Raw genomic sequence first — 13995 nt, 5'->3', positions numbered from 1 at the left:
TGGTCACTTGAGGAGGTAGATGGTCGCGAACAGGCCGATCCACACCACGTCGACGAAGTGCCAGTAGTAGGACACGACGATCGCGGAGACGGCCTGCTCGTGGGTGAAGCGCTTGGCGACGTACGTCCGGCCGAGCACGAACAGGAAGGCGATCAGGCCGCCGGTGACGTGCAGACCGTGGAAGCCCGTCGTCAGGTAGAAGACCGAGCCGTAGGGGTCGTCGGGACCGGTGATGCCGCGGTTGAGGGCGATGCCCTCCTGCACCAGGGCTGCGTACTCGGTCGCCTGGCCGGCGATGAAGACCGCGCCCATGAGGTAGGTGAGGATGAACCACTCACGCAGGCCCCACAGGCGGATCGCGAGCAGCGAGCCCTTACGTCCGACCTGGCCGCGCTCGGCGGCGAAGACGCCGAACTGGCAGGTGAACGACGACAGCACGAGGATGGTCGTGTTGACCGCCGCGAACGGGATGTTGAGCCCGGAGGTGTTGGCTTCCCACACCTCGGGGCTGACCGCGCGGATCGTGAAGTAGGCCGCGAACAGCGCCGCGAAGAACATCAGCTCGCTTGCGAGCCAGATGATCGTCCCCACGCTGACCATGCTCGGACGGTCGTGATGCCCGTGCAGGCGGGCTGTTGGAAGAGTCGATACTGTCGCCACGCCCGCCATTATGTCCTGCCCCTTTCCCAGAGTCTTCTTGGGACCCTGTGTGTCGTGTTTCAGGGTGCTGCTACACCTCTAGACACCGCTCAGGTTCGGTGTGTGACATGTGGCCTCAGGGCATGGTGTTGGCGCTAGCATCAGGGTGTGACCGACACCACCTCGAATTCACTGAAGATCCTCGTCTACAGCGACGACGTCGACGTACGCAAGCAGGTGATCCTCGCTCTGGGGCGCCGCCCGCACCCGTCTCTGCCGGAGGTGGAGTACGTCGAGGTGGCCACCGAGCCGGCCGTGCGTGCGCAGCTCGATGCCGGTGGCCTGGCCCTGGCCGTGCTCGACGGCGAGGCCGCTCCGGCCGGCGGGCTGGGGATCGCCAAGGCGGTCAAGGACGAGGTGAAGGACGCTCCGCCGATCGTGGTGCTCATCGGTCGTCCTCAGGACGCGTGGCTCGGCACCTGGTCGCGTGCGGAAGCCACCGTGCCGCACCCGCTCGACCCGTTCGAGCTGGCCCGGACGGTCGTGGGACTGCTGCGGCCCGTTAACGTTGGCGCATGACGTCCGCGCCCAACTCCTGGCCCGAGGTCCTCACCACGCTGGTCGCTGGACAGTCCCTGTCCGCGCACCAGGCGGCGTGGGCGATGGGGGAGATCCTCTCGGGAGAGGCGACGCCCTCGCAGATCGCCGCCTTCGCGGTGGCCCTGCGTGCCAAGGGGGAGACCGTCGACGAGCTCGCCGGGGTCGCCGACGGGATGTTGGCCAAGGCCAACCCGATCTTCGTGCCCGGGCGGGTGCTCGACATCGTCGGCACCGGTGGTGACCGGTCCTTCTCGGTCAACATCTCCACCATGTCGGCGATCGTCGCGGCCGGTGCCGGGGCCAAGATCGTCAAGCACGGCAACCGGTCCGCCTCCTCCAAGTCGGGGTCGGCCGATGTGCTCGAGGCGCTCGGCATCCGGCTCGACCTCGATGTCTCGCGGGTCGGTGAGGTGGCCGAGGAGGCCGGGATCACCTTCCTGTTCGCCGCGGCCTTCCACCCCGCGATGCGCCACGCCGCCGCCGCGCGGCGTGAGATCGGCATCGCCACCGTCTTCAACCTGCTCGGCCCGCTGACCAACCCGGCGCGCCCCGCCTCCTCCGCGATCGGCTGCGCAGACGCCTCAGCCGCGCCGGTCATGGCCGGCGTCTTCGCCCGCCGTGGCGTCGACGCCTGGGTCTTCCGTGGCGACGACGGCCTCGACGAGCTCACCACCACCACGACCTCGCACGTGTGGATGGTCTCGCAAGGGGTCGTCACTGAGGCCAGCGTCGAGCCCCTCGACCATGGCATCGGGCGCTCCACCGCCGAGGACCTGCGTGGCGACGACGCCGCCTACAACGCCGCCGTCGTCCGCCGTCTGCTCGCCGGGGAGAAGGGCGCCGTACGCGACGCCGTCGTGCTCAACGCCGGTGCTGCTCTCGCCGTCCACGATGCCGGGTCCGGCAGCGTCGACGAGCGGCTTGCCGGCGGCATCGCTCGTGCGGCCGAGGCCATCGACTCCGGGGCTGCTCAGGCTGTGCTCGACCGGTGGGTTGCTGCTACTTCGCGCTGAAGTAGATGATCTCGCGCCGAGTCGGCTACACGACGGGCTGCGCCCGTTGCGCCCGTTAGTCCAGCCCGATGGAGAAGGCTGCCTCCAGGTCGACCTGGGAGTAGGTGCGGAAGGCGATGTGGGTCTCGGTCTCGAGCACGCCGGGGACCTTGTTGACCTTGTCGGCGACGACGTTGGCCACATCCTCGTGGGCACGGACGCGCACCAGGGCGATCAGGTCGATCTGGCCGGTGACGGAGTAGACCTCGCTGACGCCATCGATGGCGGCCACGGCCTCGGCCACCTCGGGGATCTGGGAGACCTCGGCATTGATGAAGACGATCGCTGTGATCACGCAGGTCACGTTAGCCGATCCTCCTAGAGCATCGCTGCCCGCCGGCCCGCACCGCCGACCGGGCAGGTCCACTCGCCCTCGACGTGGGCCAGGCGTACGCCTGGGGACTCCAGCCAGCGCAGCACCAGCTCGGTCTCCTCGGCGCTCGCGGCCGGCACCGGACCGGGGGCGGCCAGGACCGTCTCGGCGCTGAGCTGGAGGTCGGCGACGTAGGCGTGGGCGTTGGCCTCACGCGGGATCACCCCGGCCCCGGCGAGGCGCCCGTGACGGACCACGTGGACCGCCCAGCGGCCGTCGTCCTCCCGGCGGATCGCGGTGAGGTCCGGCAGCCGGGTCAGGCCGGTGAGCCGTTGGGTGCGCGCGGCGGCGCGCAGGTAGGAGGTCAGCCGGTCGCGGTGGACGGCCGCCTCCTCGAACCGCTCCTGCTCGGCCAGGCCGGTGAGCCGCTCGGTGACCGTCTCGACCACCTCGTCGGGCCGGTGGAGCAGCGACTCGCGGACCCGGGACACCAGCGCCGCGTAGGTCTCGGACGGGATGCTCTGGTCGCACGGGCTCAGGCAGCGGTGGAGCTCGGCGAGGACGCACGGGGTCTTGCGCGGCAGCAGCGGGAGCCGGTCGGAGCACTGCCGGATCGGGAAGGTGTCGTGCAGCGCCTGGAGCGCCTTCTCGGCGACCTTCCTGGAGCCGAACGGGCCGAGGTAGTCCGCGTCGTCGTCGAGCACCTGCTTGACCAGCGACAGCCTGGGCCACGGCTCCTGGGTGAGCTTGACGAAGTGCATCTTCTCCGGGCGTCGCGAGCGGCGGTTGTAGGGCGGCTTGTGCTCGGCGATGAGGCGCAGCTCGCGCACGCCGGCCTCCAGCGCCGTCGCGCACTCGATCCCCTGCACGGTCGCGGCCAGGCCGACCATCTCGCCCATCCGGGAGCGGGTCTCGGAGGCGGTGAAGTAGGTGCGTACGCGGGTGCGGAGGTCCTTGGAGGTGCCGATGTAGAGCGCCCGGCCCTTGTCGTCCTTGAACAGGTAGACGCCGGGGGCGTGCGGCAGGTCCTCGGCCAGATGACGCTTCTTGCGCTGGGCGGTGGTGACCTTGGCGGAGAAGACGGCCAGGTCCTCGAGGGTCTGCACGCCGATGTTGCCGAGGCGCTCCATCATGCCGTGGAGGACGTCGACCGTCGCGCGGGCGTCGGAGAGGGCGCGGTGGTTGGGGGTCGTGGGGGAGCCGAAGACCCGGGCCAGGGAGCCGAGCTTGTGGTTGGGCGCCTCGTCGCGGGTGACCACCCGGCGGGCGATCTTCACCGTGTCGAGCACCTCGAAACGCGGCCAGGGCCGCTCCTGCTTCGCGGCGAAGTGCTTGAGGAAGCCCACGTCGAAGGGGGCGTTGTGGGCGACCAGCACACAGCCCTCCGCGAACTCGAGGAACGCCGGAAGCACCGACTCGATGGTGGGGGAGGAGGCGACCATGGAGTTGGTGATCCCGGTCAGCACGGCGATCGAGGGCGGGATGCCGGTGTGGGGGTTGACGAGGGTCTGGAACTCACCGAGCACCTCACCGCCGCGCACCTTCACCGCGCCGATCTCGGTGATCATGCCGCCGTTGTCGGGGCTGTTGCCGGTGGTCTCCAGGTCGACCACGCAGAAGGTCAGGTCGCGCAGCGGCCTGCCGAGCTCGTCGAAGCCCCGCTGGGCCTCCCAGCCTCCGGTGGCCTGCTCGCGCTGGCGACGTGCCACGGCCCGGGCGCGCATCTCCTTGCGTGCCTCTCTCACCGCTGCCGTACTCATGCGAACACATTAGCGAGTGCCGCCGACAGTCTTGCGGCACTAGGGTGTGGCCACCTGACATGGGAGGTGTGGGTCATCGCTGCGAGAAACAGCGGCATCGAGGGGTCGGCGTCCGGCAACGAGGACCGTCCCTGGGCGCGCTGGTTCGCTCGCTCGGGTTCGCTGCAGGTCGAGCCGGCCGAGGCCGGCGAGCAGGCCAGGACACTGCTGAGCGAGGACGGACAGACCGCGGCGCTGCGGTTCAACGAACGTGTGCTCGACACGCTGACCGGCGACCTGGCCGGCCTGGTCGAGTACGTCACCGTCCTCGACGGCGCCAAGGCCGACGAGGTCCTCAACACCCAGAAGCTGATCGACAACGCCTTCGCCCGGGTCTCGGCCCAAGGTGTCGACCGGTTCGTGGCCTGGCTCGCGGAGCTGCGTACGCAGGGCCATCCGGCGATCGCGGTGCAGGCGCTGCACGCCTACGGCCGGCTCGCCGATGGTGATCTGGCCGCGGTGGCGACCTCGCTGGAGTCCGCCGCGGACCGGGTGATCCTGATCGCGGCCGCCGCGCTGCACCGCCCTCCCGAGGACGCGGCGCGGCTCGCGATCGAGACCGAGCACGACGCCTCCATCGCCTACGCCGTCATCCACGACGTGCTCCGTCAGCGGACCGTCCCCGACATCGCCCGGTTCCTCCGGGCGCTGCACCTGCTCGGTGCACCGGACCTGGTCAACGACACTGTGAAGCAGTTCGCGGCCCCGGCCAGCGGTCGCTCGAACCTCGACAAGGCCCTGCTCTACGTCGCGCTGTACGCCAGCCCGAGGCTGCGTGAGATCGCCCTGGACCTGCTCTGGCGCACTCTCGGCGCGATCGGTGACCTCGGCCGGGCGCCGGGTCCCGCCCAGCAGCAGGATCTCGTCGCGGCGTTCTGGGAGCTGTGCCCGGGCGGCCGCGTGCTCGAGGACTGGTTCAAGCTGCGCCTCGACGGCAGCGAGAACGCCGAGGAGGCGCGCGAGCACGTGGTCCTGCTGCTGCGGGGCAGCCGGGGACCCGGCCGCGACAGCCTCCTGGCGGCGATGGCCGGCGACGCGACGCCGATGAACCTCAAGCGCATCTGCGAGACCCTCATGGAGGAGGGCGACGAGGCCCAGGCGGCGATGCTTGTCCGCGCGCTCGCCCACAGCGGCCACATCGAGCGACTCGGCGACTTCCTCGACCGGTGGTCGTGGGCGCAGCCGTCCGCCGACACCACCCGAAAGCTGCTCCACTGGGTGCTCACTCCGGAGGGCGCGGACCGCGAGCCGATGGCGTCCGCCGTTGTGGAGGGCATCGCCGGCTATCTCGCCGACGGCCACGGCAGGACGCTGGGCGAGGACCTTCGGCGCCATGCCGCGACCCTGGTCAGGCTCCGCCCGCCCGAGGAGATCGTGGGTCTGCTCGGGCACGTGCCCTCCCGGGTCGGCAGGCGGGGCCGGTCGGCCGTCGCCGCCGACGTCGGCTGGCGGCTGGCCGAGGATCTGCTCGTCTACCCGGCGCCGACCGAGGAGACGTACGTCGCCTGGTACGCCGAGTGCCTCGCCGCCCTCGAGTCGGCCGGGTTCACCGACGCGGTGCGTACGTCCTGGCATCACCTCGCCGACGAGGCGATCAACCGCCGTGGCGCCGGGCCGACGATCGCCGAGACCGCCCATCAGCTCCAGAGCAAAGAGCTCGGCGGGACGGCCGATCGGCTGCTGATCCGCTATCTCGACCAGGCGCAGAGCGTCACACCCACCGACATCGTCGGCATCACCACGCGGTTGCGCCTGCACCGCTATCCGGAGGCGAGTCGCGCCGGGGTCCTGCGCCGCTCGGTTGGGCGGTGGCAGGACCGGGCCCGGGTCGATGCCGTCGTGGAGGCCCTGGTCGCCGCCGGCCAGGAGGAGGAGGCCGAGTGGGTCAGGGCCGGGTCGTCGTGAGCCGGGTCTGCCTGAGGTAGCGGCGCCCCGCACCGACGAGGAGGACGAACGCGCCCGAGGCGACGATCATCACCAGGGCACGCAGGCTCCACACGCTCCACACGGAGTCGTCGTCGATCCGGTGGCGGACGGCGCTCAGCAGCGTCAGCGCGACCAGGTACAGCGCCAGCACGACGAACGGACGGTTCGCCGGGTCGCGCGAGACCAGGCGCGCGCCGTGGTTCTTCGCGTCGTACCAGCCCAGGCCGGGGACCCGGAGATGATGGAGCCAGGGGAGTACGAGCAGGACGAGCGATCCCCAGCCGATCACCGCCACGCCCTTCCACACCCGGTCCCAGGCGGACTCGTTGACGACCAGCGCGATGGCGACGAAGGCCGCGTACGCCGCTAACGGGAGGAGCCGCTGGGCACCCGTCCCGAGCAGGTCGGAGCGCACGGCCAGGACGACGCAGGTGACCGCGTACAGGATCAGGATCGGGATGGTGTTGAGCACGGCCAGGGCCTGCCAGTCGCCGCCCACCGCGACCAGGACGACCAGCGCGAGCACCAGGTTCACGAGCAGGATCAGCCAGAACGAGTCGCCGGTGCGGCCGGGGAGCCGTGATGCCCGCGGCTCGTGCAGGCCGCTGGGGACGTACCTCTCCGCGCTCAGCGCGTAGACCTCGCGGCTGAGGGCGTAGGTGAACACGATGCCGGACCCGATCGGGGCCAGGATCGCGGCGATCCGGACCAGCACGACCAGCCAGTCGAGCGGCGCCCCGGCCAGCGTGGCCGCGTCGGTCAGGCGAGCGTAGGAGGTGCCGTGCTCGGCCCCGGAGCCGGCCATGTGCTCGGCGTAGACCAGCTGGAGGGCGGAGTAGAGCAGGAACGAGCCGACGACCGTGCCGTAGACCGCCCAGCGCACTCGTCTGGCCACTTCGCGACGGCCGCCACGGACCTCGCCGGTCACGTCCAGGGGCGCCTGGAAGCCGATGTAGGCGTAGATCACGCCGCTGGTGATCAGCGCGCTCAGCACGCCGGTCGACGTCGGTCCGGCGGCCGGTCCGGGGCCGGTGAGGGGAGCGGGGACGGCGAGCGCAAGGCACACCACGAAGACCACCGGGATGGCGATCTTGAGCAGCGTCAGGGCCGCGTTCGTGCGGAGGACGAGCCGTCGGGGCAGTAGGACGAAGGCGATGATCGCGGCGGTCACCAGCACCGCCAGGGTCGATCCGGTCCCGGTGAGCCCGCCGTCGCCGGCCAGGGCGGGGACGATCTCGGCCAGCCCGTTGACCGCCGCTGCCGCCTGGGCGGCCGGGTTGATGGCGTACGAGATCCACAGCGACGCCGCGAGGATGATCACCACCAGCGGCCCGAAGGCGTCGTGCGGGTGGAACAGCAGCCCGCCGGTGCGCTGGGAGATGAGCCCGAACTCGACCATGACGACCGCGATCGTGAGCATGAGTACGCCGCCGGCGGCCCAGCCGAGGAGCGCGGCCTCGCCCAGGCTCTCGTGGAGGGCGGGAACGGCCAGGAGCCAGCCCGATCCGATGACGCCGCCCGCGGCGAGACCGACGACCTCGACGAGGCTCAGCTTGTCGGCCTGATCGGCGGGTCGCTCGTCCCTCTCGTCCTTCGTGGGCTCATCGGGGGCCACAGGCGTGCCTGGCGCGACGGGCGCGACGGGCGCGACGGGCTCAGCGGGCTGCGGGGCGGGAGCCGCGGGCACCTGCGCCCGTCGCATCGCCTCGAAGGCGATCGCGGTCATCAGACCCCCGACGGCCGCGACCCAGAAGCTCGACTCGTGCAGCAGCTCGCGGAATCCCGGCGACTTGAGGGCGTTGAGCTGGACGCTGCCGTAGATGGACATCACGAATCCCGCGGCGCACAGGATCATCCTGGCGATCGCGCTGAGGGTGTGCCGCACGCGCTGGTCTCCCACTCCCGATGATTCGAACGTCGGGAGAACCTATCGAATCAGGCCGGGGTGGCGCAGGAAGCCTGCTGGATCAACCGAGCAGGGGCGAGAGCGAGGAGAGCGGGACGGTGCGGGCGCCGGCGCGGCGTACGTCCTTGACGACCTCGGCGTCGTCGGTGGCGACCAGGATGACGCGGCCGGCGGGCTCGGCGTCGACGAGGTCGCGGATGACGTCGTCGGCGATGACGCCCTCGGGGGAGAAGAGGACCTTGACGCCGCGCGGAGGCACCGAGGTGGGACGTACGGATGCGGAGTGGGCGTCGAAGACGACGGTCGTCTCGGCGCCGGTGCGGGCGGCGATCGGCGCGATCGCCCGCAGCAGCCGTAGTCGCTGGGCATCGAGCGCCGAGCCGGGCCACAGCGCCTTGGAGACGTTGTAGCCGTCGACGATCAGCCGGACCCGCGGCATCGCCAGGAACTGCTCGAGGTGGGCGCTGCTGGTGACCCCGGCACCGGCGGCGGCGTCCGCGGAGGCCAGCTCGGCCTCCACCCGCTCGCCCGGGGTGCCGGTGACCGGCGGCAGCGCCAGCTCGCGACGCAGGCCACCGGCCGCGTCGAGCAGCGTGTCGAGCAGGAACCGGGCGCGCAGCGAGGCGTCCTCGCGGTCCGTCTTGGACGTACGCCGCTCGGCGGCTGCCTCGCGCTCCAGCTTGTCGATCTGGCTGCGGAGCTGCCGCAGCTGGCGGTCACGAGCGGCGAGCTCGTCCTCGGCGCGGGCGAGCGCAGTGCGAGCCTCGGTCAGCGCCTCGTCCAGCCCGGTGCCGGCCTCGCGTGCCGCGGCCCGGGCCTCGCCGAGCTTGCGTCGCAGGGCGGTGTTGTCGGCCTTGAGGTCGTCGAGGCGGGCCTTGCGGTCGGCACGCACCTCGCGGAGCTCGTCCTCGGCCGCGGCGAGCTTGCCGCGCAGCCGGGCCACCTCGGCGTCGACCACCGGCACCGCGGCGGCTTCCAGCCGGTCCAGGGCCTCCTTGAGCGAGACCTCCCAGCCGTCGGGGCGGATGAGCCAGACGACCGCGGCCGCCTCGGCCGGATCCTCGGGGAGGACCACGTCGTCGGAGGAGCCCTCGGAGACGTACGCCGGTCGCAGCTGGCTGCCGACCTTCTCCCGGACCTCGTCGTCGCTCTCGAGCACCGAGGCGATCATCGCGCCGCCGGCCTTGGCGCGCCGGGCGGGCGCGAAGTCGGCGATCCGCTTGAGCGCGGGCGGCAGGCGCACCACGTCGGGAAGCACCCCGGCCGTGAGCGCGACGATGCGCCCCCGGACCGTGTCGGGGAGCGTCGCGTACGCGGAGACCTCCATGTTCCAAGTGTAGGGACCCGGTCCGCGATCGCCGCCTCGAATAGGGCCCGGCCAGGAACTGGGTGGATGTTTCGCGTCGTCAGGGTGCGTGCTCGGCAAGGCGCCCCGTCGATGGCATGCCGGGGCATTTCGAGGCGGGGCAACGCCGCCGAGTGCGTGCCATGGCGGCGCGAAGCGCCGACCAGTTCCTGGCGGGGCCCTTACCGTGCTGCGATGGTGGTGACACGCCGGACGCAACCGGACGAAAGCAAAAATGTCGGTGCTCGGTGAGACCGTCACAACATGACGACGAGAATCGACTGTGACACCTGCCTCGTGCGGGGACTGGCGTGCCACGACTGCGTGGTCACCGTGCTTCTGGGGCCGCCGCCGGAGCTGACCATCGAGGACGACGAGCGCCGGGCGCTCGACGTGCTGGCCGAGGGTGGACTGGTCCCGCCGCTGCGCATGGTGGAAGGGATGTAGCCGAACTTTTGGGCGTGGGTGGTTGGCAGGTGGGGGATGCCGTCGGCTAGTGTGCGCAGGAACTTGGCGCTCGTGGAAGTGGGTCAACCGGCCCACGCGAGTGTCGCGCTTAGTCCAGGCCCGCTTCGGGGCGGGCCAGGAGCCGGGGAACCACACCGGTCGTACGCCGCGAATACGGAGTGCGATCACCTGGGGTGCATCCGCCGCAAGGGCGATCTGGGAGACCAGATCGAGGAGCGGTGGTAAGGCAGGTCGTGCCTGAACCCGTCAGCTCACCCGGTAGGCGTCAACGACTACACACAAGGAGACCGTCCGCTCGTGACACGCGACCGGAAGCGACTCATTGCCGGAGCAGCCGGCATCGCCGCCATCGGAGTCGCCGGGATCATTCCCGCAGCGACCCCCGCCCAGGCAGACCCTGACATCGACGACGTTCGCAAGAAGGTCGACAAGCTCTACACCCAGGCCGAGGCGGCCAACGAGGACTACAGCAACGCCAAGCTGCGGCTTCAGGACCTCAAGGACCAGCTCGAGGACCTCAGCTCCGACGAGAAGCGTCAGAGCAAGGAGCTCGACAAGATCCGCGCCGAGCTCCGTGACTCCGTGCTGCGGCAGTTCGAGGGCTCCGACGTCTCTGCCGTCGGCCAGGTGATCACCTCCGAGGACCCGCAGGAGTTCCTCGCCGGTCTCTCCACCGTCTCGTCCTACAACGCGCTGCAGGCCGACCTGCTCGCTCGGTACAACACCGAGGCGGAGGCCCTCCAGGTTCGCCGCGAGGCCACTGAGGACGCCAAGTCCCAGATGGCCAAGGTCAAGACGACCATGCAGCAGAAGAAGAGCGAGATCGACAAGAAGTACGAGGCGGCCCAGGCCGAGCTCGACGAGCTGGAGGCCGATGAGCTGGAGGAGTTCCAGTCCACCGACACCAGCATCCCCTCCAACCTGCCGCCGCCCTCGGGCCGCGCCAAGGTGGCCGTCGACTACGCCCTCGCCCAGGTCGGCGACGCCTACGTCTACGGCGCCACCGGCACCGAGTCGTGGGACTGCTCTGGCCTCACCATGGGTGCCTGGGGCCAGGCCGGTGTCTCGCTCCCGCACTCCTCCTCGGCGCAGTACAGCAGCGGACCCCAGGTCTCGCGCGACCAGCTCGCCCCCGGTGACCTGGTCTTCTACTACAGCCCGATCAGCCACGTCGGCATCTACATCGGCAACGGCATGATCGTGCACGCGTCCAACCCGAGCACCGGTGTGAAGGTCTCGCCGATGGACGAGATGCCCTACACGGGCGCCGTCCGTCCGGGCTGAGCTTGACCCAGCATCCCGAAGAGGCCGATCGTTCGCAGGTGCGAACGGTCGGCTCTCTTCTTTCCCGCATCCGGGCCCATCCCGCCATGATCGGGGCCGGGCTCGTGCTGGTGATGCTGCTCGCCGGTTTCGTCGGCTGGCGGCTGACCGGCGGGGGCGAGTACGTCGCGCCGACCCCGAGCAGCGCGCCGGTCGTGCGCGCCGACACCGAAGGCGCCCGGGCCTCGCTGGAGGCGCTGGTCGACGGCGTACGTGACGGGGCGGAGCCCGAGGGCGAGGACGCCGCCTCGGTGGCGGTACGCAACGCCCGGGCCATCGGCATCGGGGACGTCACCGCGAAATACGTCGCCGAGTCGGGCAACGTGGAGCCGGACGGCTCCTGGACGGCCGACGTCGAGATGTCGTGGCGCACCCCCGGCGACCCGGCGCTGACCGAGGAGCTGAAGGTCGGCTTCGACGCCGAGGGCGCGATCACCGGGTTCTCGGCGGCCCAGGGCACCCGGCTGCCGCTGTGGCTCAGCGGCCCGGTCGAGGTGCGCCGCACCGGCTCCACCCTCGTGGTCGCCCAGGCGTCCGCCGAGGTCGCCGACCGCTACGCCGAGCTGGCCACCACCGCCGTCGCCGGGGTCCGCAAGGTGATCCCCTGGAAGGACCCGCGCCTGGTCCTCGAGGTGCCCGCGAACGGCCTCGACTCCGCGCTCGGCGCGCAGCCGGGGACCTACGCCGCCGTCGCGGCGGTGACCGCGACCGTCGACGGGTCCACGAAGGCCGGGACCCCGCTGCACGTATGGGTCAACCAGGGCGTCATCGGCGATCTCGACGCCCCCGGCGCCCAGATCGTCATCACCCATGAGGCGACCCACGCGGCCACCGACGCCGCGACCAACACCCGCCGGCCGATGTGGCTGGTCGAGGGCTTCGCCGACTACGTCGCGCTCCGCGACACCAAGCTGCCGCTGTCCAAGACCGCAGGCCAGATCCTCGCCCAGGTCCGCGAGAACGGCGCCCCCGAACACCTGCCGGGCAAGGCCGAGTTCAACACCCGCTCGGAGCACTTCGGCGCCGAGTACGAAGCCGCCTGGCTCGCCTGCGAGGTGCTCGCCGAGGCCGGCGGCGAGCAGGCCCTGGTCGACCTCTACGAGGAGACGGGCCGAGGCATCGGTCTGGAGAAGGCGCTGCAGGCCGGATTCGGCTTCGGCGAGGACGAGCTGACCGCCCGCTGGCGGACCCATCTGTCACAATCTGCTCGATGATGGGGGCAGAAGTGAGTGCAACGCGACGCACGTCCTGGGTGGTTCTCGTCCTCGGGGCGGTGGCGTTCGTGGTGCTCGCCTGGACGTTGATCCCATGGCATCCCTACCCGGGCGGCGCGCTCGACCTACCCGACGAGCGTGACGTGTTCACGCCCGAGGAGCTCGAGCGGATGCTCGCCTACTCCGGCACCGCTCGCTGGATCAGCCGGGCCTCGCTGGCCGTCTCGTTGGTGGTCGCCTGCGTGCTCGGGTTCACCTCGCTGGGCCGGCGTCTGGTGGCGCGGCTGCGCGGACCGTGGCTGCTCCGGGTGGTGCTCGCCGTCGCCGTGGTCACGCTGCTCGGCTGGATCGCGACGCTGCCGTTCGGGGTGGCCATCCACCGGCTGCAGATGCGCTACGGGCTCTCCCGGCAGGCGTGGGGACCCTGGCTGGGCGACTCGCTGCTGAACCAGGTCGTCAGCATCGTGACCACCTCCGTGGCGCTGCTCGCCCTCTTCGCCTGCATCCGCCTCGGCCGGCGTTGGTGGCCGGCCGTCGCAGCCGCTCTGGTCGCGGCACTGGTGGTGGTCGGCTCGTTCGTCTACCCGGTCGTCATCGAGCCGCTGTTCAACGACTTCGAGCCGCTGCCGCGCGGCCAGTTCCGGACCGAGGTGATGGCGATCGCCGAGCGTGAGGGCGTCGAGCTCGACGACGTCCTGGTGGTCGACGCCTCCCGGCGTACGACCTCGCTCAATGCGTACGTCACCGGCTTCGGCTCCACCCGCCGCGTCGTCCTCTACGACAACCTCGTCGACTCGCAGCGGGGCGCGGCCGCGCGCGGGGCGGTCCTCTCCGTCGTCGCCCACGAGCTCGCCCACGCCAAGCACGACGACGTCCTGGTCGGCACGGTCATCGGCGCCGCCGGCGCGGTCGCGGGCGTCGGTCTGCTCGGCCTGCTGCTGTCCTACCGGCGCCAGGACGAGTACGCCGCCCCCGAAGCCGTCCCGATGCTGATGGCGGTCTTCGCGCTGGCGAGCGTGCTGGCGATGCCGATCCAGAACGGCCTCAGCCGGCACGTCGAGGCCCGCGCGGACGTCGACGCGCTCCATGCCACCGGCGACCTGGAGTCGTTCACGCGGCTGCAGCACGACCTCGGCGTACGCTCGCTCTCCGACCCGTCGCCGCANCGTCTACACGGAGATGAAGCACTACATGTGGCGCTTCACCGCCGGCGACGGCATGGACATCGTCGAGATCCTCCGCGACGTCTTGGACCTGTTCGAGACCGAAGCCGCCAACGGCCGCAAGGTCATCGAGGTCACCGGCACCGACCTGGCCGCCTTCTGCGACGCACGACTCCCCGAACAGCACGACGCCTACCGCACCAAACTCCGCGCCAACCTCAACGAGGTCGCCCAGAAGCTCGCGTGA

The 13995-nt window shown here is 71.0% G+C and carries 12 protein-coding genes, 1 pseudogene and 1 riboswitch; of the genes and pseudogenes, 8 read left to right on the top strand and 5 right to left on the bottom strand.

The genetic code is table 11. The annotated features are described in order from the left end of the window. Nucleotides 1-3 precede the first annotated feature (3 nt). Nucleotides 4-669, bottom strand: coding sequence for a heme-copper oxidase subunit III (locus ACFX43_RS20030; RefSeq protein WP_350718892.1), 666 nt, complete (start codon nucleotides 667-669; stop codon nucleotides 4-6). Nucleotides 670-807: 138 nt separating this feature from the next. Here ACFX43_RS20030 and ACFX43_RS20025 point away from each other — a divergent pair, with 138 nt between their 5' ends. Both ACFX43_RS20025 and trpD read left to right on the top strand, forming a co-directional pair. Then, on the top strand, nucleotides 808-1218 hold the full coding sequence (locus ACFX43_RS20025; protein WP_141803871.1) for a hypothetical protein: 411 nt from the start codon (nucleotides 808-810) through the stop codon (nucleotides 1216-1218). Continuing rightward, complete coding sequence (trpD, locus tag ACFX43_RS20020) at nucleotides 1215-2252, top strand: anthranilate phosphoribosyltransferase (protein WP_378833355.1); 1038 nt, start codon at nucleotides 1215-1217, stop codon at nucleotides 2250-2252. Before ACFX43_RS20025 ends, trpD begins: the two co-directional genes overlap by 4 nt. A 55-nt stretch (nucleotides 2253-2307) precedes the next feature. Here the strand turns inward: trpD and ACFX43_RS20015 are convergent, their stop codons facing one another. After that, on the bottom strand, nucleotides 2308-2586 hold the full coding sequence (locus ACFX43_RS20015) for an Lrp/AsnC ligand binding domain-containing protein (RefSeq protein ID WP_141803873.1): 279 nt from the start codon (nucleotides 2584-2586) through the stop codon (nucleotides 2308-2310). 23 nt (nucleotides 2587-2609) lie between these two features. Then, nucleotides 2610-4328, bottom strand: a complete 1719-nt coding sequence (locus ACFX43_RS20010) for a DEDD exonuclease domain-containing protein (RefSeq protein WP_378841041.1) — start codon at nucleotides 4326-4328, stop codon at nucleotides 2610-2612. 102 nt (nucleotides 4329-4430) lie between these two features. Here ACFX43_RS20010 and ACFX43_RS20005 point away from each other — a divergent pair, with 102 nt between their 5' ends. Further along, complete coding sequence (locus tag ACFX43_RS20005; protein ID WP_378833349.1) at nucleotides 4431-6308, top strand: hypothetical protein; 1878 nt, start codon at nucleotides 4431-4433, stop codon at nucleotides 6306-6308. Here ACFX43_RS20005 and ACFX43_RS20000 read toward each other — a convergent pair. Together ACFX43_RS20000 and ACFX43_RS19995 are read right to left on the bottom strand one after the other, a co-directional pair. Continuing rightward, on the bottom strand, nucleotides 6289-8214 hold the full coding sequence (locus tag ACFX43_RS20000) for an APC family permease (RefSeq protein ID WP_378833344.1): 1926 nt from the start codon (nucleotides 8212-8214) through the stop codon (nucleotides 6289-6291). The genes ACFX43_RS20005 and ACFX43_RS20000 overlap by 20 nt on opposite strands. 82 nt (nucleotides 8215-8296) lie before the next feature. Beyond that, on the bottom strand, nucleotides 8297-9562 hold the full coding sequence (locus tag ACFX43_RS19995) for an NYN domain-containing protein (RefSeq protein WP_378833337.1): 1266 nt from the start codon (nucleotides 9560-9562) through the stop codon (nucleotides 8297-8299). Between the two features lie 282 nt (nucleotides 9563-9844). On the opposite strand from ACFX43_RS19995, the gene ACFX43_RS19990 reads away from it, so the two are divergent. The 5 genes and pseudogenes from ACFX43_RS19990 (at nucleotide 9845) to ACFX43_RS19970 (ending at nucleotide 13995) form a co-directional block, all read left to right on the top strand. Continuing rightward, nucleotides 9845-10027 (top strand): hypothetical protein, encoded by a 183-nt coding sequence (locus tag ACFX43_RS19990; RefSeq protein WP_091049976.1) that lies wholly within the window; start codon nucleotides 9845-9847, stop codon nucleotides 10025-10027. Nucleotides 10028-10123: 96 nt separating this feature from the next. Beyond that, nucleotides 10124-10328: riboswitch (cyclic di-AMP (ydaO/yuaA leader) on the top strand. Between the two features lie 17 nt (nucleotides 10329-10345). Then, entirely contained in the window at nucleotides 10346-11332 is a 987-nt protein-coding gene (locus ACFX43_RS19985) for an NlpC/P60 family protein (RefSeq protein ID WP_378833331.1), read from the top strand. An 86-nt stretch (nucleotides 11333-11418) separates the two neighbouring features. Beyond that, complete coding sequence (locus ACFX43_RS19980; protein ID WP_378833328.1) at nucleotides 11419-12585, top strand: hypothetical protein; 1167 nt, start codon at nucleotides 11419-11421, stop codon at nucleotides 12583-12585. After that, nucleotides 12582-13673, top strand: a pseudogene (locus ACFX43_RS19975) (M48 family metalloprotease); the annotation flags it as partial. The gene ACFX43_RS19980 and the pseudogene ACFX43_RS19975, both read left to right, overlap by 4 nt. Then, nucleotides 13672-13995: a DUF1048 domain-containing protein gene (locus tag ACFX43_RS19970; protein ID WP_378841036.1), complete on the top strand. Its 324-nt coding sequence runs from the start codon at nucleotides 13672-13674 to the stop codon at nucleotides 13993-13995. The pseudogene ACFX43_RS19975 and the gene ACFX43_RS19970, both read left to right, overlap by 2 nt.

The organism is Nocardioides sp. YIM B13467 (genome assembly GCF_042788075.1).
Lineage (GTDB): Bacteria > Actinomycetota > Actinomycetes > Propionibacteriales > Nocardioidaceae > Nocardioides.
Note: the sequence above shows the minus strand (reverse complement) of the source record. Positions and strands in the feature narration are given on the sequence as shown.